We start from the raw sequence: 22,226 nt of genomic DNA, 5'->3' as shown, positions 1-22,226 counted from the left end.
AGATAGTTTACTTGAGATACCACATGAGGGTGGTTTGTTTGTCTTGTCCGAACACAGCCACGGCACGGTTGTACGCGTCGAGGTTGGTGCGGGTTTCGCTATCGGGGTACATGTACCTTTTCGGTAGTGTGGTAGAGGAAGACAGCGGGCCGAGCACGAATTTCGGGAACCCGGTGCGGCGATGGTCGAACCAGCCTTCGCTGCCTTTCAGGAACATGGCGATCCATTTCTGGTTGATGAGCTGCTCCAGCGTGCCGTTGTATTTCACGATGGGCTGGTCGAAATAGTCCGCCGTTTCCGCTTTGTCCAGCACGCCGTAGAACAGCATATTGGCGCGGATACCGTCGTAATACAGCGATTCGGCGGTTTTGCCCGTTACCGTGATTTTGCCGGCCTGCGCGGCCTCGGCGAGGATGAAGCATACTTCGGAATAGGTCATGAGCGACGCAGGGATCATGGCGCCCTTATCGCCGTTGAACATGGGCGCCAGGCGGGAGATGTAATCGTAGCCGCCGTTGTAGTCGTACGGCGCCTGGATGGCGTTGGGAACGCCTACATAATCCCGGGGGTCGGTGGTACCGTGATTTTTCACCTTGGCGAACCAGGCTTCCATCCGCGGGTCGTTCCGGGCGTAGAGCGCGTCGATGATTTCCTTGCTGGGCTTGCGTTTATCGAATTCTTCGTATGATGTAGCCATGGTTCCGCCGGGCCAACTGTTGTCTTTCTGCGTGCCCGCATACAGCACTTCGGCATTGTCGGCATTGGATTCGAAGATGGGATATTTCGATTTATCCGAAACGATGGCCTGCATTTCCGTGAAAGCGGCGGGGAAGTTTTTGGACATGCGCAGCAGGAGGCGAAGGCGGAGCGAATTGGCGAACTTGCGCCATTTCAGCGGGTCGGCTTTATAGAGTCCGTCCTGGCTTTTGTTGATCTCCCGCGTTTGTGCTGCCAGCTGATCGTTGGCTTCGCGGAGCTCTTTCACCAGGTCGGGGTAAATCGCTTCCTGGCGGTCGTACTCCGGTCGGATGTTGCCTTCCGATTTGGACAGCAGCGCCTTCGAATAGGGAACGTCGCCGAAAAGATCGGTGGCGTAGGCGAAGTTGAATGCGCGGATGATCCTTGCATATGGAAGATACTCCGGCTGACCGAAGTGCTCGATCATCTCGAACAGGCTTTTGTTGTACGACAGGCGGCTGTAGATACCGTCCCAGCTCTGCGGGCCCCAGTTGAACTTGTCGTTCCCCTCGTTACGCACCATGGTGATGTAACGGCCGGCGGATGCGGGCTTGTCCATATACGCCTCTCGCTGGTAATCGGATGCGGTAGACAGGATGATGGACGACAGCAGGTATTCCGGATTGATGTACTCCGCGCCGTTCTTGTCTTCATTGTATTTTTCGATGTCTTTCCCGCAGGCGCCGAGCATCAGCAAAGCGGCAAAAGCCAGGTATTTAAAACGTATGCGTTGCATAACCGTTGATTTGCAGTTTAGAAATTGAATCCAAGTTTGGCACCGAAGGAGCGGGTGTACGGCAGCGACCAGCTACCAACGCCCTGCCCGATCCCGCTGCCTGAAATCGTCATCGCCGTTTCCGGATCGTAGCCCATGTCGGCGGCTGTCCAGGTAAAGAGGTTCCGTGCGATGAGCGAGATGTTCAGGTTGCCGATCGGCAGGCGGCCCAGCATCTTTTTCGGGAAATTATACGTGAGCGATGCTTCGCGCAATTTCACATACGATGCGTCGAAAGTGGAACGGCTCAGGAAATCCCAGTAATATGCGCCGTAATACGCTTCCGGATCGAGGATTTTGTCGTTGAGCTTGTATTCGCCGGTAGCGTCGTCGAGGTAATATCCGTAAAGGATGCTGCCGTCGTTGCGTTTTTCACCGGAACCATCCGTCCAGGGCAGACCGCCGGTCCTTTCGTCGCGGCCGGGCAGGGTGGTTTTGGTGCGGCCGTCGCTGAGGAGGTTTTTGGCCACGTAGCTGTGGAACTGTCCGCCCTGACGCCAGTCTACCAGCACGTTCAGCGCAAATCCTTTATAGCTGAAGGTATTGGAGAAGCCCACCATGAAATCGGGGTTATAGTTGCCGATTTTGGTCCACACGCTCACGCGTTCGTATTCGCCGCCGTCGGTAATGAGCGGTTCGCCTTTATGCGGCCCGTCGGGAACGGTGGCCCAGCTGCGGGCGTACATATTGCCCAGTTCTTCGCCCACGCGGGCTTCGTAGTTCACGCCTTCGGAGCTGCCGAGCTGGTAAGCCGTCATCCCTTCGTCGAGCTCCAGTACTTTATTCTTGTTCCGGGTGAAGTTGGCGGTTACGTCCCACTGGAACGTTCCTTTCACGGGTGTACCGGTGATGGAAGCTTCGATCCCGCGGTTCTGGATACGGCCGCCGTTGATCACTTTATTGCTATACCCGGAAGCCATGGTGGTCCCGATCCTTAGTACCTGGTTCGACGTTACAGAGTTGTACCAGCTGAAATCCACGCCCAGCCGTCCATTGAAGAACCGCAGATCGGCGCCGATTTCGGTGGAGGTGGAGATGAACGGCTTGAGGCGGTTATTCTTGAGGGTCCCGTCCTGCAATGCGCGTTTATAATCGTTCCAGTCCGCACCGAAATTATAGGTATTGTACAACTGGAGCGGGCCCGGTTCGCCGCCCACCTGCGCCCAGTTGGCACGCATTTTCATGAAGGAGATCGGGCCGGATTTGATCTGGAGCATGTCGCTCAGTACCCAGCCGAGGGAAACGGAAGGATAGAAATAGGAATTGTTTTCGGGGGGAAGCGTGCTGGCCCAGTCGTTACGCGCCGTTACGTCCAGGAAAAGATAGTTCCGGTAAGCGAGCTGCCCCATACCATACACGCTGTTGATCCGCTGTTCCCATTCGAACATATCGTTGGTAACGGAACCCGCAGCAGCATTTTTGATGCTGAAAATACCCGGGACCGACAAGGCATTGGCACTCTGGAAGGCCGACTTGAACTTCCGGTGCATCCGGTTCATACCCGCGGATACGTTGAAGTTGAAGTCCTGGTTGATATCCTTGCGGTAAGACAGGAGGAAGTCGGCATTGATTTCCTGCAGCCTTTCCGTTTCATAAGAATATGCGCCTTTTTTGGTGCGGATGGCGCCGAAGGGGCGTTTGCTTTCGCGGGCTTCGTTGTAGTTGTCCATCGCGGTGCGGCCCATAAGGGTGAGGCCTTTCGCGAGGTCGATGTTCACTTCCACGTTCCCCATGATGCGGTCGCGGTTGTAGCCGTTGATGAATTCGTAGGCTACGAAATAGGGATTGTCTACGCTGCCGGGCACGTGCGAGAATTGCTCGAGGCCTTCCTTGCCGGGGACCCAGTAGTTGCGCAGTTTCTTCACGTCTACGTTAGGTGTGGTCGTGTAAATGATGTTGCTGGGGCTTTCGCGGTTGAACGTGGGCCTGTTGTTGCTGTGGTTCTTCGTATAGCCGATGTTCGTGCTCACCCGCACTTTCGGGCTGAGCTTGTATCCTGCCGCCAGGTTGATCGTGTTACGGTCGAGGTCGGTATTGGGAACGATGCCACCGTTTTTGAGATGGGTGAACGAGAGGCGGAAATCGCCATCGTTGTTGGCGCCGGTGATGGCGACGTTATTGGTGAGCGTGTATCCGGTTTCGTAGAAATCCTTGTGGCGATCGGGATAGGAAACCCAGTCGGTGGGGATGCGGTCGCCGTTGTTATCGAGCGGGCTATCCCACTGAATATGTTTGGTGCCGATATCGAGGCGGGGGCCCCAGGAGGCGGTGGAGATCGTTTCGTTGGAGCCGGGGCGGTTGCCGGAGCCGAATTCGTTCTGGAACTGGGGGAACAGCCAGGCTTTATCGAACATGGCCGAGGAGTTCACGGAAACGCCGAGGCCTTTTTTGGCGCCGCTGCCGGATTTTGTGGTGATGAGGATCACGCCGTTGAGCGCGCGGGTACCGTAGAGCGCGGAAGCGCTGGCGCCTTTGAGCACCGTTACGGTAGCGATGTCGTCCGGGTTGATGTCGGAGATCGGGCTGCCGTAATCCACTACGCCGCGGCCAACGGGCTCTTTCGGACTGCGGACGCCGCCGGCGATGGGCACGCCGTCTACCACATACAGCGGAGAGTTGTCGGACCCCAGGGTTCGCTGGCCGCGGATGTTTACGAACACCGAGGCACCGGGGTCGGAGGAAACGGAGCGCACGTTCACGCCGGCTACTTTACCGGAGAGCGCGTTGGCCACGTTTACTTCCTTCACGGTGGCTACCTGGTCGCCCTTTAGCGTGGCGATCGAATAACCGAGGGCTTTTTCTTCGCGTTTGATACCGAGGGCGGTAACCACTACGCTGTTCAGTTCCTTTACATCGGGTGCCATGCTGATATTCAGGTCTCCCCTGCCCGCGACCTTTTCCTGGGTGGCGAAGCCCACGGAGCGGAACACGAGCACAGACGACGGTCCGGCCACGCGGATGGTGTAGCGGCCCTGTGCGTTGGTGGCCGTACCGTTGGAGGTGCCTTTCTCATGCACGCTCACACCGGATAATGGCTGGTTCTGCTCATCCGTCACCACACCAGACACCTGGAGGTCTACGGTTTTGGTGACTGCCGGAGCGGCCACGGTGCGGATGGCGTAGTCGCGCGCGGATATCCGCACGGCCTGGAGGCCTGCGGGGGCAAGTACTTTAGCCAGTTGTGTTTCCAGCTGCGCGGCAGGGATACGGGCATAGCGGTCTGCCACCAGTTTGCCCTCCACCTGCGCGGCGGAGTAGCTGAAGGCCACCTGCAGACTGTTTTCAAGGGCGGTGAACATCTCCTTCAAGGAGATCATGCCGGCATGGCGTCGGGCATCGGTGCCGCGCACCATGGCGTCCTGCGCGCGCGATTCCGCGCAAGCGAGCAGGATGCATAGCACCGCGCAAAGCTTCGTAAAGCTCTTTTGCATAAGTGTAAGTTTTAAAGATCTTATTCGAGAATGATGAATTCGTTTTCTTCCCGCATCTTCAGTCCGTGTACCGTACACACCGCCTTCAGTAACAATTCCGGCTGGTCCATGGGGGCAGACCCCGTGAAGGGCAGCGATTCCATGCCGGCGCGTTTGAAACGGACGCGCTTGCCGTAAAGGTCTTCCATGCGCAGGGCCACCGTTGCCAGCGTGCCATCCCTTATCACCACGCGTTTTTCCATCCATGCCGTGAACCCGCCTGCCGGCGCCTGCGTGAGCGAGATGCCCAGGGCGCTTTGCTGGAGCAGGTCTCCGGGCTTCATGTTCCGTCCTGAAGCCGTTACGCTGCCTTCCAGGAGCGCGATGGCGGCTGAATCGTGCCGGTGGTAAACGTTGAACGCGGTGCCGGTCACTTCCACATCGGTCATGTCGGTATGTACCACGAACCGCGGGTGCAATCCCTGCGGCGCGTGTTTCACCCTGAAATACGCTTCGCCCTGCAGTGACACGGTACGGGCGTCTTTGCCGTTAAACGCGGCCGGGTAACGGATGGATGAATTGGCGTTAAGCCAGACCTCGGTGCCGTCTTGCAATGTGACGGTCGTGGTTTCACCGAAAGTGGTGCTGAGCGTTATCATTTCCGCGGCCGGAGCCGGCAACCTCATCACGAGGAAGGCCGCGATGGCCGCTGCGGTGGCGGTGGCGCCAATGATGAGCCTTCTGACAGGGAAGCGCCGGTTTTTTTTACGGTCTTCCGCATCCAGCACACCGTCTATGGCGGCTTTCACGGCATCCATTCCGGCAGGGTCAACTTCAGTGGCATGAAACCGGAACGAGCGGACCATCCATTGCGCCTCGCGCAACGCATCCCGCTTCTCCGGGTGCGCCGCGGCCCATTGTTCCCAGAACCGTGCGGCCGCATCGTCTGTACGCTGCACCCAGGCCTGGAAGGAAGCTTCCGCCGCAAAATCCGCCGCTTCGTAATCTTGATATGACATAATTAAGTCTTGTACGTAATAAGGAGGTACGATCATGCAGTGATGCCCTCAGGAAAAAGGAACTTTTTTCGAACAAAATATTTCGCCCAATAGAATTAACTGATAATCAATTACTAATATTCTTGCCATCAAAAATTTGGGATGACCGGTAGTCACGTTTTTACTGAAACGTTATCTAATAAGTAAAACAGGAATTATGCGAACAGCAAAAGCAAAACGGATCATCAAAAGGGTAATTTTCATCATCTCCATACTTATTACCATGACAACACAGGCACAGCAGCACAAGAATCCCCCGGCATTGTTCGATCCGGCGCCATATGGCTTTTCTCATATGGCAACGGTTCCCGCGGGATACCGTTTCATTTTTATTGCCGGACAGGGCGGCGAGGAAGACACTACCGGCCGGTTGAGCCCCGATTTCCGGCGCCAGGTCGCGTTTTCACTGAAGAACATCCGGGCGGCCCTGGCGGCGGACTCGCTGGGGATGGACGATGTGGTGAAGGTCACCACGCTCGTCGTGGATCACAGCCAGGAAAAACTGGCGATCATCGTGGAAGAATTCCATAAAATATGGCCGAAGAAGAATTTCCCCGTCAATACGCTGATCCCCGTCCCCAAACTCGCCATAGACGGGATGTTGGTGGAAATCGACGCCATGGCGGTACGGAAACCCGGACCATAATTGATTGGCTGCGGACTGGCGGACTGCGGACCGGCTGGTCTGCAGGAATCTTTCCTGGTGTATATTCGATATTGATGGACAGTTTGTTAGACAATTATCAGCGGACGTTGTTCCCATACGCCTACAATATTCTGGGCATTGTGGAAGATGCGGAAGATGTGGTGCAGGACGTGATGGCGCGGTTTTCCGTCAGCGACACGAAAAATGTCGTCAACCCGAAAAACTACCTTATCAAAAGCGTTATCAACCAGGCGATCCAGCTGAAAAAGAAAACGGCAAAGATAGTTTCGACTGATGTATGGCTGCCCGAGCCCGTTTCCACCGAACCAGGCGACGACGCATCTAACGAAGTCGCCGGGTTTTCGTTGCTGGCGCGGCTGGAGCAGTTGAACCCGAAAGAGCGGGCCGTATTTATCCTGAAAGAAGGGTTCGGTTATTCGCATGAAGAGATCGGCGACATGCTGTCTTACACCACAGCCAACTCCCGTAAGATCCTGAGCAGATCGCGGGAAAAGCTGAAGAGCCTGGGATATGACGCTGAAATCCCGCGCCCGGACGATGTTTCAGCAACTGTCAGGCAACTCATAAACGCCATCCGGGATAGCGATACCGAAGCCGTAAAAAGCTTACTGGCCGAAGGCGTGCAGTTTTATGCCGATGGAGGAAATACCGTTCAGGTGGTAGCGAAGCATCGCAGCGGCGGGGCGCTGGTGAGCGGGTTACTGATCTTCGTACATCGCAACTTCAATAACCGTTCGCAAATCGTTTTTACCGAATTGAACCATCAACCGGCCGTTTTATATTTTGAAAACGGGCAATTAGCATCGTGCCAGATTTTCGAAGTCAGCGGAGATAAAGTGGTGCGTATTGATGTGGTGATCGATCCGCTGAAATTGAAACATTTGCAAAGTACATTCCCATTCCCTGTATGAAACTGGAACAGGTAGGATTCGGCGTGGTGGTCGGTTCGCAGCAATTAAAACTTCTGGAAAGTCCTGCCGGAACCTGATAGCGGCAGGTTTCTGTGTCGTGTTCGATCCGCAGAAATTGGACCTTTGAAAAATCGCTTCTCCTACCGGCTGTACAACAGCGTTTCCGCGCCCGCCAGCAGGGGTTTCAGCTCCGTAAGGGCGCGGTACACGAGCGTCCGGGCATATTTCACGGCTTTGAGCTGCATGACTTCCGCGATCTCTTCATAGGAAAGGCTTTCATAAAACCGGAGATACACCGCTTCCTTCTGGCGCAGCGTGAGCCGGCCGATGGTTTGCTGCACATGGCGCTCCGCCATCGCGGCGTTTTGCCGGCTGATGAGGTAGCTTTCGGGCGATAATTCCAGGAAAAAGGCGGGCGCTTCCATGTCTGTCAACGCATGCGGCCGGGGTGTTTTCCCTAAAATTCTTACCAATTTGCGACGTACGGAAACCAGCAGGTAGCTTTTGGGTTTGTCCGGCGTTTGGAGTGCTTCGCGGCGGAGGTATAGATCGGTGAAAAAATCCTGCAAAGTGTCCTTCACCAAACCGGCGTCTTGCGTAAAACGGCTACAGTAGCGGAACAGGGGTGGAAAATACCGGCGGTAGATTTCGCCGAAAGCTTCCCTGTCCCCTTCCCGGAGGCGATCCCAAAGGATCTTGTCGTCTTGCTGCGGATACCAGGTGCCGGTGTTCATAAAGCGAAATTTAGGAATAAGGATCTAAGCATGCAATCTACATCACCCTTCGCTACCGATTCAACCTATCATCGTAAAATAACCATTATTTAATTTGTTACAATGCATGTGATGGCGCCGCTTCGCGGATGCCCAGCCGCTCGCACCATCCCCTGAAATCGCGCTGGATGCCCTGCAGTACTTCCTTCTGCTGGGGCGTGAGTTCCAGCACGTGTGCACGGCTGATCGTGCGTACGGGAATGCCCCTCAGTTGCAGAAAATATTTCGCGCTCATGGGGTATGCGATGTGGATGAGCGGATCGACCCGGCGCAGCTCCTCCTGTATCCAGGCCACTTCTTCCGCCTTCGAGGGGTCGGCTGCGTTATTGCAAAGCCAGACAAGGATTTCAGGATAGAAATTCCCGGAAATGGACGACATGCCCGCCGCCCCCATGCGCAGAGAATCCACGGCATTGGGCGTATGCGCATCGTAGAACTCGAATTTCGGATTGTCGATCACCGCCATTTTCTCCCGCACGCTATCCACCTCGCAGCTCGTGTCTTTATGATAAATGAGCCGGTTGGAATCGAGGAGCGTTTTCAGGACTCCGGCACTCAGCACCCTTTTATACGGCGCGGGGCATTCGTACAGTCCCAGCGGGATATCGCCCGTGAGGTCGAACATTTGATGGAAACGGTCTATCAACACGGCATCCGGCTCGTCTACATTCGCGAAATGCCCCGTGATCATGATCACCGCATCCACGCCTGTGTCATGGATATTGCGGATGAATTGCGCCTTGTCCTGGATCGTAAGGCCGAACGAACCGGTAGCCACCACGGGCACACGGCCGTTCACGTAATTGACTACGTGGCGCGTCAGCTCCAACCGCTCATCTTCACTAATGCTGTACATTTCGGAAGAAAGGCAGTTGGCAAAAAAGCCCTTCACCCCGGCTTTCAGGTAAAAATCGATCAGTTGCTCCACCATGCCCAGGTCGATGCGCGCTTTCAGGTTGAAGGGCGTGATCATCACCGGTACGAATTTCTTTTGCATAACAAACAGGGTTTTAAGATGGGGAATGAAGGCGGCGCTGCATCCGCGAGAAAAGCAGTCCCGCCAGGAAGATCGCCAATGTGCCCACCACGATCACCATGTGGATGTGAAGCGGGCTTTTGAACCGTTGCAGATCTTCCGGAAAATATTTCGACAGGCTCATCCAGAGGATCACGAGGATGCCGATGACGGTGGCGGCCACGGCGGCGGCGTTCTTCGCTTTGGAGATGATCCCCAGCAGGAAGAGGCCGAGCATACCGCCGGCGAAAATGCCGGAAAGCTCCCACCAGATGTCCAGTATACTTTTAACACCGATCATGGCGATGCCGAAGAAGATGGCCATTGTGCCAGACACTACGGTGGCCAGGTGCAGAACTTTCATTTCCTCCTTCGGCGAAGGGTTCGGACGAACGTACCGCTGCCAGATGTCTTTCAGGAAAACCGTGGCGGAACTGTTCATGCCGCTGCTGAGGGTGCTCATGGCGGCGGAAAGGATCGCCGCGATGATGAGCCCCAGCAATCCTGCAGGTACTTTCTTCACCATAAAATACGGCAGTATCTTGTCTCCGTAATCGGCCGGTGAAAGCGATGAAGCCGCTACGCCCCTTTCCAGCGCCGCCTGCTCCCGCACGGCGTTGAGCATTTCCGGGTGTTGCAGGAAATATGCGTACAGTGCCGTGCCGATGAAAAAGAAAACCGCGCTCACGGGCAAGTACCAGTACACGCAGAGCCACACGCTTCTGGCAGCCTCTTTCTGGCTGCGGGCGGCATGGTAGCGTTGTACATAGTTCTGGTCCATTCCGAAGTTGTTGAGATTGATGAAAAATCCGTACAGGAAAACCACCCAGGCGGTAGACGTGCTGAAATTCGTGAAGCTGAGGCTGCCCAGTGAAAACTTCCCTTCGGCCGAACCAACACTGAAAATATCGCTGACGCCGCCTTCCATCCCGTCTATCACCAGCCAGAGGATGATGATGGCACCGGCTGTTTTGATGAGGCCCTGCAACACTTCCGTCCAGATCACGGCTTCCATGCCGCCTAGCACGGTGTAGATGATGATGCAGACGCCGGTTACGGCCATGATGGTGCGCATGTCGAGGCCGGTGAGGGCTTGCAGGGCCAGCGCTACGCCGAAGAAGATGGAGCCCATCCGCGCCAGTTGGGTGAGGATGAAGCAGATCATGGCGTAGGTGCGGGCCCAGGGGCCGAAGCGGTGCTCAAGGTGCGTATAGGCGCTCACTTCGCCGCTGTTGCGGTAGAAGGGAACGAAATATTTTGCCGAAATCCAGGCTGCGGGAACCATCGACAGGCTGAACACGAAAGCGTTCCAGTTGCCGCCGAACGATTTTCCCGGAACGCCCAGGAAGGTGTTGCTGCTCAAAAAAGTGGCGTACAGCGAAAGGCCGAGCGCCCAACCGGGAATGGTGCCTGAAGCTGTCGTGAATTGTGCCGCATTTTTGTTCTTCCTGGAAAAATATATACCGATCAGGATCATTCCGATCAAATACGCTCCGATTACCGCCAGGTCTGTAATAGGCAGTTGCTGCATGTCTTAAAATGCTATCTATTGGTTGATATTGCCATTCCTCACGTGGATTTAATTTGTACCGGAACTTCCTCCGGTCCTTTGGCAAGTTGCAGAGATTTTTCTGGCTAAACAATGTTGAATGTTATGAAAAGAATAGCTTAAATTACTGCCGTGAAGCACCCATCCAACGCCAACATTTCCACCGCATGGACCTTGCCCGAACAGCTGCAACGCAAGCTGGACGAACATCCGCTGGGCCGCAACCTATACATCACCGCTATCCGTTTTTATCCGGAAAATGACGCAAAGGAATGGGGCGAACCGAAGGGCGCCCCGGTATACAGCCTGCTGTATTCCGCACATGGAAGCGGCTGGTACGAAGTTTCGGGCGAGCGCCACGCCGTGAAAGCCAATCAATATGTGTTGCTGGCTCAACACACACCGTTCCGGTGCGGCCCCGATCCCCGCAATCCCTGGCGGCTACACACCGCCCAGTTCACGGGGCTTCTGGCCGACGAGCTCTGCGATTACCTGACCAACGGCAAGCCCATCCATACCACCCCGCCGCTCGTGGGCCGCATCGCGCAGTTCTGGGATATCCTTCATCACCTCGATCTCATGAACAATATCGAGAACCTGCTCTATGCCAACTTCCGGTTCTACAGCTTCCTCGGCACCTTCCGGCTATCTGTCTTCAACTATATGAAACAGGGGTCAGACAACCAGATCGAGCAATGCATCCAGATCATGAAGCAGCAGCTCGACAAGAACCTCACCCTGGCCGACCTCGCGGCGCAGGCGCATTTGTCTGCCTCCTATCTTTCGGCGCTGTTCAAGGAGAAAACGCGCTACTCTCCCATCCAGCTGTTTACGTCGTTGCGGATGCAAAAGGCCAGTCAGCTCCTGAAAGAAACGAACCTCACGGTGAAGGAAATCGCGCAGGAAATGGGGTACCCCGACCAGTACACGTTTTCGCGGACGTTCAAGCTGATCATGGGCGTATCGCCCAAGGGATTTCGGGAGAGGAGTTAAAAGGTGATTTGAAAGGTATTCTGTTATATAACATTCAATATTTTTATTATATTTAAATCCAATTTAAAGAATACCTATACTATGAAAAAGTGGCCTTTAATAGCTATAATCGGATTCGCCCTGTTCTTAACTTCATGCGCAGCATCAATGACGCCAATTGAAATAAATCGTCGATTGCCCACCCTTACAAAATCAACTTATCTAACTCAATCACAAGCGCAGGAAAAAGTAAAGAAGAATACATGTATATACCTCGTAAAAAACCGAGAATATGTGGCTCCAATAGGACTTACCTCTAAACAGGATTTAAAGTACGGTGCTAGAGGTATTGATGAATGGGTGAAACTTGATGGCGGGAATGCATATGTATTAAAAAACTATAAATGGGTGACCGTGGACGACAATGGCAGTACCCAATTACATATCGACTTTGATACTATGCTTTGTGAATAAATAGAGAGAATGCTAGTATTCGATAAACTACACCTTTTCAAATTCTTTATCAAACTCGATCATCTCCACCCTGTTCCCGAACGGATCGCGGAAAAACGCCCGTTCGCGGCCTTCGATTTTGGAGGTATAGGCGATGGCAACGCCGTTGGATTGGAGATATGCTTTCGCGGCTTCGAGGCTTTCGACTTCGAAAGCGGGATGGCGGCCGCTGGGGAGACCGGTAGTACTTTCTTCTTCCACCAGGTGCAATTGAATATCTGCGATCTCGTACCAGATGGCGTTGCGCGGGTGCTGGCCGGGAATTTCCTTCAGTTGTAAAAGTTGTCCGTAGAATTGCCGGGCCGCAGCTTGCTGGCCCGTCGGGATCATGACTGCCACATGGTCGATCTTCGTAAAACGTATCATCCTCAGCGGGGATTTTAGGAATTCCCCGCGCAAATATCTGTCAATCCACTCAAATTCCGCTAAATATTTAGCAAAAAACATAGCCGTCCGGAAAACCGGACGGCCTTTTCCACACGTCTTTACGTTACAGTCAAAGGTATGATTTGACAGCTTCTTATGTAAACATGCGTTGATAAAATGCAGCGCCTTCGGTAGCCATTTCGTCTGCACTTCCCGCCAGCGGCCGCCAGATACAGGCGGCGCGGGCCAGCTCTTCGGACGGCTCGCCGAAAGTCTCGAGCACCACCGCGCCGCGGTACCCGATCTCGTCCAGCGCCTGCCGGATAGCGGGCCAGGGAAGGTGCCCCGTGCCGGGCGTTCCCCGGTCGCTTTCGTTGGCCTGCACATGCAATAGCAGGTCACCGGCTTTGCGGATGGCCGCGGGAATATCCTTTTCCTCGATGTTGGCGTGGAAAGTATCGAGCGACAGCCGCAGCGAAGGATGGTCCGCTTCCGCGATGAGCGCCAGCGCCTGGTCTACCGTGTTGATCATGTCTGTCTCGAAACGGTTCAGCGGCTCCACGCCCAGCAATATCCCATGGTCTGCCGCGGCTTTGGCGGCGATGTGCAGGTTCTCCAGGCACCAGGCCCGCTCCTGCCGCTGCTGCTCCGCCGGCACGATGCGCGTTTTCCCCACTGCCGAATACAACGGCCCGCCAAACAACGGGCTCCCCGTTTTTTCCGCCAGGCGTATGCATTCGAGGATGTAATCCAGCCCCTCCTTGCGGAAGGCGGCGTTGTCGGAAGAAATATCGCGCCGCGGCCCGAAAGCGCCGCTGAGCGTGATATCGAGGCCCAGGTCGGCCGTCATGGAAACGAGCAGGTCCCAGTCGATAAGGCCCGCCTGTTCCACCGCCACTTCCACGATGTCGTACCCCGCAGATTTGATCTTCGGCAACAGGTGGAAATCCGCCGTTTTGAACGGGGAAGCATATACGAACGTGCTGATGCCGGTCTGGATGGTAGTTTGCTTACTCATTCGAAATCCGGTATTTGGATGCGTTTACCACCGTTCATGGCCGATTCGTGCGCGCAGATGCCAGCGCAGGTGTAGTTGGCGGCGAGATGCGCGTCTACCGCGGATTCGCGTCCTTCCACGATCGCCGCTACGAATTCCTGCACCAGGTGCGGATGCGAACCGCCGTGGCCCGCGCCCTGGAGGAACGATACGTGGTTCGGATCGTCGATCTTCTCCCGTTTGGTGAAATGCGCGATCTCGGGGATGAGCATCGCATCGGTATCAGGGCATTCCATCCGCCGGGCGTTCTCTCCGCCGTCGAACACGGAATGACCTTCGTCCTGCAGCTGCTCCCATTCGAAAGACATCTTCGTCCCGTACACATCATAACTCTCGCGGTATTGCCTTACCACGTCGAACAGCGAACGGGTAGCCTCGGCCGCCACATCGGAATTCTTCAGGGTGAAAGTGGCGGTCTCCACGGCAAATGGACTACCATAGCGGGATGCAAGATCATCGCCCAACCGGCCGGAACCGTGGCAAACCACAGATTCCGCTTTCGTATTATTGATGCGCAGCAGCGGCGAAATGGCGTGGGTGCCGTTGAGCATGGGCGGATACCCTTTCCAGTATTCATCCCATCCCGGCATGCTCATATCCTGGATATGCGATCCGCGGACGAACTGGATACGGCCCAGCTGCCCGGATTCAGCCAGTTTCAGGCCATACAGGAACTCGCGGGTATACAATGCGGTTTCCATCATCATGTACACTTTCCCGGATTTGCGGCGCGCTTCCACAATGGCGGTACAATCTTCTACCGTCATGGCCATGGGGATGGTGCAGGCGGTATGTTTGCCGGCGTTGAGGCTGGCCAGCGTCATGCGGGCGTGCTCGGGAACGGGCGTCACGATGTGGATGGCGTCTATATCAGCGCGTTTGGGTACGTCTTCGAAATTGGTGAAGATAAGATCGTCGTCGAGGCCGAAGCGCTCCTTCAGTTCTTCCAGCGTAGCGGGATTCCTCGTACAAATGCCTACCCGCTTGATGTTGGGGTGCTTTTGGTAAATGGGGATAAATTCCTTTCCGAATCCCATCCCTACGATTACAACCGTGATCTGTTTCATAATATCCTGATTTTTTGATAAGTGATAAATTAACGGTGGCCCGCCCATTTCACGGCGTTCCGCAACAGCGACTGGTACGCCGCCAGTTCATGCGATTTGGCATCGTGCCCCAGCGCCAGGCCTACGATCCGCGCATCAGGATGTTCCACCACGAATACGGCGGGATGCGTCACCCCTTTGTCGTTGGTACTTTGCGCCAATACGGTGATCTGCGCGGCGGCAGGGTCGGCGTTGAAGTGATACAGCTCATCGTCGAGCGTGAAAGACTTCGGCACTTTGCGCGTAACCGGATGTTTGCCCTTGAGCGCCACGGTGAACGGACCGTACTTCTCGTGCGAGCGGCTGCCGCCGCCAACGAGACGGGCATTGTATTCCGGCCAGTCTTTCCAATTGTACCAGATGGCCGCGTGCGCCAGTACCAACCCCTTCCCGGCGGCCGCATGTGCGAAAATGGCGGCGCGGGTGGCGGGGTCGTTGATGGGTTGGTTGTTGGCCAGCAGGAGCACGTCCGTTTCGGGAAGCAGGCCTGTTATGGCGGCGGGATCGCTGGTGTAGGTGACTTTGGCGAGCCCGTTGCGCTCCAGCGTGGCGGCGTCTTCCTGTTTGTACCAGCGGTCGAAGTCGTGCGAGCCGCCGCCGCCCACGATGAGCACTCGCAGCGGGGCTTTCTGCGCGGCCAGCGGCAAAGCGGCCAGCAGCAACGCAAAAGCGAAAATTTGACGAAGGAAATGTTTGCTGTTCATACCATTTATTTAACAACTTGAAGAATTCCGTTCATCCCGCGCCAGTGGCCGGGAAAGGTGCATACGAAAGGGTAATCCCCCGGCGCGGCGGGCGCCGTGAACGTGAGGCTCACCGTTTCTCCCGGATTGAGCAGCCGCGTGGCATGCAGCACTTCCGGCACTTTGGGCACATACTGCATTTTGGAAGCGTTCGGATCGCGGACCATGGCGTCGGCAGCGGCGCCCACTTTCGCGAGGGTGCCGGGCTTGAGGATGAGCAGGTTGTGCTGCATCCCGTCCGGGTTCTCGAGGCGGATCGTTACCTTCTGCCCGGCCTTCACGCTGAGTTTTTTCTTGTCGTACTGCATGATGTCTTTTACGACCTTCAGATCGATCACCAGCGCAGGTGCCGCTTCGGATGCGGGTTTGGGCGCGGAACGGTCGAGCGTGAGGGTTATGTTGCGCAATTGTCCGGCGAAGCGGTCTTCCGTCCGCCAGCCTTCCGTTTTAACATTAAACAATCCCGGCGCCCTGCCGCTTCCGGCCGCTTCCCCGTTTACTTTCAGGCGGATGCTCCCGTTCTTCGCCAATTGCGCTTCCACGTCGGCTTTTTCGGGCAATTCGGCGGTGGAAACGGCGCTGTAGGTCTTCCCGGCCTTTACCACGTCCATTTGCAGCTTGCCGTTGCGAACGGCGAGCGTGTAGCCGTTAGTGCCATCGCCCTGCGAAAGGATCGTTCCGGAAGGAGTTTTCCCTTCCCGGGAAGCACCCACCGCAGCCCTGATCGTTATTTCCTTACCATTTACGTCGGGCGCGGCGGGCATGAATCCGCGGGGATCTAAAGCATAGTCTTCGTGATATAAAGCTTCCGTTAATTGCTTCGTGAAGGCACCGGCAGGTGTGGATGCCTTGCCTGCGGCGGACAGGAACCCTTTCTCATGGCGAGCCGCCGCTGCCAGCAAGGCTTTGGCGAGGAAGGGATCCTTCCTGTTCTGCGCCACTGCGCTCATGCGGTACACGGCCGCACCGGCGGCTTCCGACTCCGGGTATTCCACCAATTGCTTGATGGCGGCCAAACGCACCTGCAGATCCCTGTCCTGCAAAATCCCGCTGGCGATCAAAGCCGCCTGGCCTTTCGCGGTTTTCGGCAGCACTTCCGCCGCCGCTTTCCGTACGCCGGACGCGGGATGTTTCAACGCCGCCGCAAAAACCCGGAACGTGGCCGCATCTTCGAGGCCCAGGCCGTGGAGCGTCCAGAGGGCGTGTACGGCAGGACTATTCAATCCTACCGCGTCTACCGCCCTGCTGGCGGCTATTTTATGCAGCACAGGGGCCATGGACGTGAGTTTTTCTTCGACGATGAGGCGTTGCGCCGTCATCCGCCAAAACATGTTTTCGTGCATCAGGCCTTTACGGAGCGAAGCCGTATCGTTTCCCGAAAGGCGCACCGGCACGTAGGGTTTCGCGTTCTTATACACCACCCGGTAAATACGGCCGTGCGATACATCGCGGTGCTCGCTCTCGAATGCATTGCCCTTTCCATGCGGCTGTTCCGTGAAGGGAAGGATGGTTTCCCGGGGCGCCTGTTCCTTCACGAACACATTATGCTGGATAATGAAATTATACCAATCGGCCACCCAAACCGCGCCATCGGGGCCGGTTTCCGCGTGAACGGGGCCAAACCATTCGTCGGAGCTCGCCATGAGGTTCCATCCGTCTTTCTCCTTGAATCCGGCTCCATTTTTTTCGATGATGGCGCTGTGCACGAGGCGGACGGTCGGCTCGTTGACGAACGCCACCCGGTTCCAGTATTCCTTCGGGAAACTGCGGGCCGTATAGAAATGGTGGCCGGTGGCGGAAGTGAACCCGCCCATTACATCCACCTGGCGAAGGTTCGGCGTCATGGCATGCACGTCGTAATGCCCGTCGATCTTTTGCACGGGATCGGCAGCACCCACGTCCAGCTTACGCTGCATGTACCAGAACGGCATGGAGAACCAGGCGCTGTGGGTATTGTTGGCGGTGGAAATGAAAACGTGGTTGTCTTCCGTGAAGCCCAATCCCCAGGTATTGTTGGACGTGCGGCCGAGAAATTTGAAATCGGACCCGTCGGGTTTGAAGTGATACACGCCCTGCGGGAATTTCTGCCGTTCGCCGTTGATGGTGCCATCGAATCCGGAATACCCCGTCACCCCCCAGATCCTGTTATCGAAGCCGTATTGGAGGTTCGACGGACCGGCGTGCGTATCCTGCTTTCCCCAACCTGTAAAAATCACTTTGCGCACATCGGCCTTATCGTCTCCATCCGTATCCTGCAGAAAGAGGAAATCCGGCGCCATGGACACGATGACGCCGCCGTTGGCGAAAGCGATGCTGGTGGGGATGTTGAGGCTGTCGGCGAAAACGGTGAATTTATCCGCGCGGCCGTCTCCGTCGGTATCTTCGCAGATCTTGATGCGATCGTTGGCCGTGGAGTCCGTTTCCACGAAATCGTTGGGATAATCTACCGTTTCCACGATCCAGAGCCTTCCTTTTTCATCCCAGGCCATGGCAATGGGTTTGGTGATATCGGGCTCCTGCGCGAAGAGTTGTATCTCGAATCCCGCCGGCACCTGCGTGAGCTTGTTGGACTCCGCGGGTGGCAGGGCTTCCTGGAATTTGGGGACGTTGTAGCGCCTGGTGTAATCCGCGATGGTATCGGAATTGTAGATATCGGCATCTGGGATTTTCGCCGCTGCGATGCGGGCCCTTGCTTCCTCGCCTATCGCTTCCATGACGGCGTTGCGGATGCGGTCGAGGAAAGCGACGTGCTTCCAGACTTCGTCGTTTTTACCATCCGGCATCACGATCACGCGCCCTTTGCCGGGGTTGCCCGATTGCTTCGCCCAGGCCAGGGCGCGGAGGCCTTCTGCGCCCTGGTGCAGCACCAGCAATCCTTTCCCGCCGTCAACGAACGCACGGAGCGCGGCTTGTGCGGCGGCGGAAGGCGGTTGGGTGGTGCAATAGATCACGGCGTCGAAAGCGGCGAGTTTTGCGGGATGAAGATCGTCCGGCCGTTCGGTGTAAGTAATGTTGACGCCGCTTTTGAACAGCTTCGTGGCCAGCCAGGTGGCCTGCACATTACTGCTGCTGCCGACGAACAGGGCTTCCGCTCTCCTCCCTGCATCGTTTCGGGGCGCGGGCGCCCAGGCACAGATCATTCCTGTCAATAATATAGCCAGTATTCGTTTCATGTCGTCAGTTATTTGATGATGGATGGGATTCCGCGGGCGCCAACAGCACCGGTTTGTACCCGCCTCTCTTGCTGAACCAGAAAATCAGGCCCAGGTAGCAGAGGAGCATGATGACGGGGAATATGGACACGGTGCGGAGCGCGTCTTTCTTCGCGCCTTCCCGGACGTCCCGGATGGTTTCCTTCGCCGCCACGGGCGCGGTTTCGAGGCGCGCATTGTCGAGCACGCGGTATTCGCCGAAGAGGCTTTTGCGTTCCTGGGTGAGATAGGTGGCGTGAAGGGCGGTCTGGTTTTCGGCGTCGTAGCGGACGAGGTTCTTGTCCAGCTGCTTATCCTGCACAAATCCCAAAATCACCGCACCGATAACGCCAACGCCCACCTGCCCCACGGCCCCCGTAAAATTCAGGGCGAGCACGCCGCCCTTGGGGAAACGTTCGGCCACAACGCCCAGCATCGTGCCCCATAGAAACGTTTTCCCTAACGCGTACACTGTAGCCGCCACGAGGATCATGACGCCGGTAGACCACGACAGGAAATTCAATCCCGCGAAAGCGACGGCGGCGCTCACGGCCAGCAAACCCAATGGGGAAAAACGATGAACGATCGGCCCGGCATAGAAACGCAACACCGCCATGATGAGCGAAGTATAAATAAGGACCCACCCGCCCTGGAGGCCCATTTTGGCCATTTCGGGCGTCATGAGGTCGGTGATCCAGCTGTCGGTCCCCAGTTCGGTGGTGGCCAGTAAAACCATGACGAGCAACAGGAGTATGAACATCGGCCGCCCCCACGATTTTACCACGAGCCCCGCGGCGGCAGTGATGCCCAGCGTTACGGCGATCTTCCCCGCCAGCGACCAGTTCAGCAGGCTTCCGGCCTGGAACACGCACAGCGAAACGATGAGCAGAATACCGAGGATGCCTACTTCGCGCACCATGTCGAGGTACGACACGCCCGCCTGTACCCTTTCGCTCACCGGGAACTTCTTCCCCATGATCATCCATCCATAGGCGATTACCGGCAACAAAATGCAACCGATCATGATCTCCCATCTCACCTGAAAATGTATCAGCGCGATGCCCAGCAGCCCGGCCAGCACCATTCCCGCCGGCCATCCGGCATGAAGGATATTGAGCCATTTCGTTTTTTCCCGCGGGTACATGGTGGCCACTACCGGGTTCACCACCGCTTCGGCCGCGCCGTTACCCAGCGCGAAAAGCAGCGTTCCGACATAGAGCATCCAGTAACCCGTGGCCATCACGGTGAGCAGCACGGAGGCGCAATGGCAGGCGAAAGCGAAGATCATGGCCGATTTGTAGCCGACCTTATCGATAACGAGACTGAACAGCACGATGCTGATCCCGAAGGGCCAGAAGCTCACGCCGAAGATTTCGCCCTGCTGCGTTTTGCTGAGCCCGAACTGCGTACCCCATCCGTCCATGAGAAAAGAACGGAAAACGAATCCGAACGCGGAAGCCACCAGCACCGTAAAGCAGCCCCAGAAGAGCAAACGGCGGTCTCTGCCGCCCAGGTCCGCCGCAGCCTTGACAGCGTGCGGCGGGGCGGTTGTAATCATATCCATACTTGTAATTTTTTAGTGTCTGCCTGCTATCTGCCCAGCGTCAACCGGCGGATGAGCGCCGTCTCCGAAGCATCGTACGGGCGCCCGTCGGGCCGGAAGATATCGTGGAACCATACCTTCGGCTCAGCGCCGTCTTTCATGGGCGTGTCCCAGGCGTAAATAGTGTTCGATTTGCCCTGCACCAGGCCCCAGTTCACGGCAATGATGCCCCGCTCTTTCAGTCCGGGCAAGGTATTGGCGAAATGGCTGTTACGCGTGCGGGCCATGTATTCGGTGCACACCAGCGGCTTGCCGGTTACTTTCAACAGGGAATCCGCAACGATGAGGTGCCTGTCTGTGTAGTCGTGGTATGTGATAACGTCGGATTGCTCCAATTGGAATTTAGTGAGGTTTTTCAGGCTGAAATTCCACACGCCCGCGCTCAGGGGCTGGCCCGGGTTCACGGTGCGGCCCCAGATGAATACGTTTTTCAGCAGCGGCATGGAGGTATCACCCCATCCGGAGTTGCCGGGCTCGTTGTAAAGGTCCCACAGCAGGATGCGGCGGTCTTTGGCGAACGTATTGAGCACGTCTTTCACGTAGGTTTCCAGGGTGGCCATGAGCGAGGGATCGTCGTGGAGGAGGCGCCCCGGGTCCTGCACCCAGCCCGAGTTATGGATGCCCGGTTTGGGTGCAGGCTGCGTTCCCGCGGCGTATGTAGTGTTCCAGCAGTCGTCGAAAATGGTGAAGATCGTGCGGATGCCATGGCGGTTTGCGATGGTGAGGTACGTATTCATGCGCTGCTTGAAGCCGGCCTTGTCTTCTTTCCAGGCCAGGTGATGGAGGTACACGCGCATCACTTTCATCCCGATACCCGCGGCGTAGCCGAGGTCCCGGGAAATGGTGGCCGTGTCGAACGATCCCGCCTGCCACATCTCCAGCTGGTTGATGGCCGACGCCGGGTAAAAATTGGCGCCCGCCATCCAGGGGGTGGATTGATGCCATTTCCATGCTTGCTCTTTTGACCATACCGGCCTTTCGTTTTGCGCTTTCGCCGGCATCACGAACGCCAGGCAAATCAGCCATACATGCACAATCTTGCTTTTCATAATACTCGTTTAAACTATTGTCAAAGGTTTATCTTGATGACAGGAGAAAATATCATGTCTTCCACACCCTGCAACTTCAATCCTACCCTTGCGAAGATGTAAGACTGGGCAGGCACCAGCGCGGGAACGGTCACTTCCATCGAAACACTTGCCGGGTCGGTAATGGCGCCCGCGTTCTTCTGCGACGACGCAATGCTGTAATCGCCGCCGCTGGAAACGAATGCCGTTTTGTTGATGTACAGGTTGACGCGCTCCACGTTCCTGCCGTCGGCCCCGTTCACGATCTTTTCCAGCGCGAAAGTGGCCGTTACTTTTCCGGAAGCCGCGCGCATGTTCACGTTGCGGATCATGTAGAAAGGCGTCACTTCCAGGTCGAGCTGCAGATCGCCGCTGATGTTGACAGCGATGGAATCCGGCCGCCCGTCGGGCAGTTTCTTCCAGAGGAAAGGCCCCTGGCCGTTGGGCACGGTGAGTTTGTACTCGCCTTCGAACAGCAGCACGGAGTAAGTACCATCCTGCGTGAAGGTGGTGTTGGAAACAGGCCCTACTTTCCCGAAGCCGAACTGGTACAACTGGAACGGCACCTGGTTGTATTCTACGGGGATGCCCTGGCCCTGGTATACCAGCCGGCCATGCAGGCGCGCCTGCGGCGGATCGTAGTTGTCTTTCCTGCACGATGCCGCCAGCACGGCCAGGAGGGGAAGTATATATGCAAAACGTATTTTCATGA

General features: G+C 56.3%; 18 protein-coding genes. 4 read left to right on the top strand and 14 right to left on the bottom strand.

Annotated features, from left to right (window positions below):
- Nucleotides 1–7 precede the first annotated feature (7 nt).
- The 3 genes from EJ361_RS14420 to EJ361_RS14410 are packed head-to-tail and all read right to left on the bottom strand — an operon-like array spanning nt 8 to nt 5,942.
- Entirely contained in the window at nt 8–1,474 is a 1,467-nt protein-coding gene (locus tag EJ361_RS14420; RefSeq protein WP_126246331.1) for a SusD/RagB family nutrient-binding outer membrane lipoprotein, read from the bottom strand.
- Nucleotides 1,475–1,491: 17 nt separating this feature from the next.
- A complete protein-coding gene (locus EJ361_RS14415; protein ID WP_164714241.1) occupies nt 1,492–4,944 on the bottom strand; it encodes a SusC/RagA family TonB-linked outer membrane protein in 3,453 nt (1,150 codons plus the stop codon).
- A 20-nt stretch (nt 4,945–4,964) separates the two neighbouring features.
- The gene (locus EJ361_RS14410; RefSeq protein ID WP_164714240.1) at nt 4,965–5,942 is read right to left on the bottom strand and encodes a FecR family protein; all 978 of its coding nucleotides are present in this window, start codon (nt 5,940–5,942) and stop codon (nt 4,965–4,967) included.
- A 196-nt stretch (nt 5,943–6,138) separates the two neighbouring features.
- Between EJ361_RS14410 and EJ361_RS14405 the strand changes: the two genes are divergently transcribed.
- Together EJ361_RS14405 and EJ361_RS14400 are read left to right on the top strand one after the other, a co-directional pair.
- Nucleotides 6,139–6,627, top strand: coding sequence for a RidA family protein (locus EJ361_RS14405; protein ID WP_205687010.1), 489 nt, complete (start codon nt 6,139–6,141; stop codon nt 6,625–6,627).
- Nucleotides 6,628–6,701: 74 nt separating this feature from the next.
- A complete protein-coding gene (locus EJ361_RS14400) occupies nt 6,702–7,559 on the top strand; it encodes a sigma-70 family RNA polymerase sigma factor (protein ID WP_164714239.1) in 858 nt (285 codons plus the stop codon).
- A gap of 140 nt (nt 7,560–7,699) precedes the next feature.
- On the opposite strand, the gene EJ361_RS14395 is transcribed toward EJ361_RS14400, so the two are convergent.
- From EJ361_RS14395 to EJ361_RS14385, 3 genes are all read right to left on the bottom strand, one after another.
- On the bottom strand, nt 7,700–8,293 hold the full coding sequence (locus EJ361_RS14395) for an RNA polymerase sigma factor (RefSeq protein ID WP_126246327.1): 594 nt from the start codon (nt 8,291–8,293) through the stop codon (nt 7,700–7,702).
- A gap of 97 nt (nt 8,294–8,390) precedes the next feature.
- Nucleotides 8,391–9,329 (bottom strand): dihydrodipicolinate synthase family protein, encoded by a 939-nt coding sequence (locus tag EJ361_RS14390; protein WP_126246326.1) that lies wholly within the window; start codon nt 9,327–9,329, stop codon nt 8,391–8,393.
- Between the two features lie 13 nt (nt 9,330–9,342).
- Complete coding sequence (locus tag EJ361_RS14385; RefSeq protein ID WP_126246325.1) at nt 9,343–10,878, bottom strand: sodium:solute symporter; 1,536 nt, start codon at nt 10,876–10,878, stop codon at nt 9,343–9,345.
- Nucleotides 10,879–11,028: 150 nt separating this feature from the next.
- Between EJ361_RS14385 and EJ361_RS14380 the strand changes: the two genes are divergently transcribed.
- The gene (locus EJ361_RS14380; RefSeq protein WP_126246324.1) at nt 11,029–11,889 is read left to right on the top strand and encodes a helix-turn-helix transcriptional regulator; all 861 of its coding nucleotides are present in this window, start codon (nt 11,029–11,031) and stop codon (nt 11,887–11,889) included.
- A gap of 81 nt (nt 11,890–11,970) precedes the next feature.
- On the top strand, nt 11,971–12,342 hold the full coding sequence (locus tag EJ361_RS14375) for a hypothetical protein (RefSeq protein WP_126246323.1): 372 nt from the start codon (nt 11,971–11,973) through the stop codon (nt 12,340–12,342).
- A 27-nt stretch (nt 12,343–12,369) separates the two neighbouring features.
- Here the strand turns inward: EJ361_RS14375 and EJ361_RS14370 are convergent, their stop codons facing one another.
- From EJ361_RS14370 to EJ361_RS14335, 8 genes are all read right to left on the bottom strand, one after another.
- Nucleotides 12,370–12,747 carry a VOC family protein gene (locus tag EJ361_RS14370; RefSeq protein ID WP_126246322.1) on the bottom strand — a complete coding sequence of 126 codons (378 nt, stop codon included), beginning with the start codon at nt 12,745–12,747 and terminating at the stop codon, nt 12,370–12,372.
- A gap of 154 nt (nt 12,748–12,901) precedes the next feature.
- Complete coding sequence (locus EJ361_RS14365) at nt 12,902–13,765, bottom strand: sugar phosphate isomerase/epimerase family protein (RefSeq protein ID WP_205687009.1); 864 nt, start codon at nt 13,763–13,765, stop codon at nt 12,902–12,904.
- Nucleotides 13,762–14,871, bottom strand: coding sequence for a Gfo/Idh/MocA family protein (locus EJ361_RS14360; protein ID WP_126246321.1), 1,110 nt, complete (start codon nt 14,869–14,871; stop codon nt 13,762–13,764). Before EJ361_RS14360 ends, EJ361_RS14365 begins: the two co-directional genes overlap by 4 nt.
- A gap of 29 nt (nt 14,872–14,900) precedes the next feature.
- Entirely contained in the window at nt 14,901–15,614 is a 714-nt protein-coding gene (locus EJ361_RS14355; protein ID WP_126246320.1) for a ThuA domain-containing protein, read from the bottom strand.
- A gap of 5 nt (nt 15,615–15,619) precedes the next feature.
- Entirely contained in the window at nt 15,620–18,826 is a 3,207-nt protein-coding gene (locus EJ361_RS14350; protein WP_126246319.1) for a PVC-type heme-binding CxxCH protein, read from the bottom strand.
- Nucleotides 18,827–18,830: 4 nt separating this feature from the next.
- Nucleotides 18,831–20,408, bottom strand: a complete 1,578-nt coding sequence (locus EJ361_RS14345; protein WP_205687008.1) for an MFS transporter — start codon at nt 20,406–20,408, stop codon at nt 18,831–18,833.
- Between the two features lie 26 nt (nt 20,409–20,434).
- A complete protein-coding gene (locus tag EJ361_RS14340) occupies nt 20,435–21,496 on the bottom strand; it encodes a glycoside hydrolase 5 family protein (protein WP_205687007.1) in 1,062 nt (353 codons plus the stop codon).
- Between the two features lie 20 nt (nt 21,497–21,516).
- On the bottom strand, nt 21,517–22,224 hold the full coding sequence (locus tag EJ361_RS14335; protein ID WP_126246318.1) for a DUF3823 domain-containing protein: 708 nt from the start codon (nt 22,222–22,224) through the stop codon (nt 21,517–21,519).
- Nucleotides 22,225–22,226 lie beyond the last annotated feature (2 nt).

The organism is Chitinophaga rhizosphaerae (genome assembly GCF_003958645.1).
Taxonomy (GTDB): domain Bacteria; phylum Bacteroidota; class Bacteroidia; order Chitinophagales; family Chitinophagaceae; genus Chitinophaga; species Chitinophaga rhizosphaerae.
This window is presented reverse-complemented; position numbering and strand designations above follow the sequence as displayed.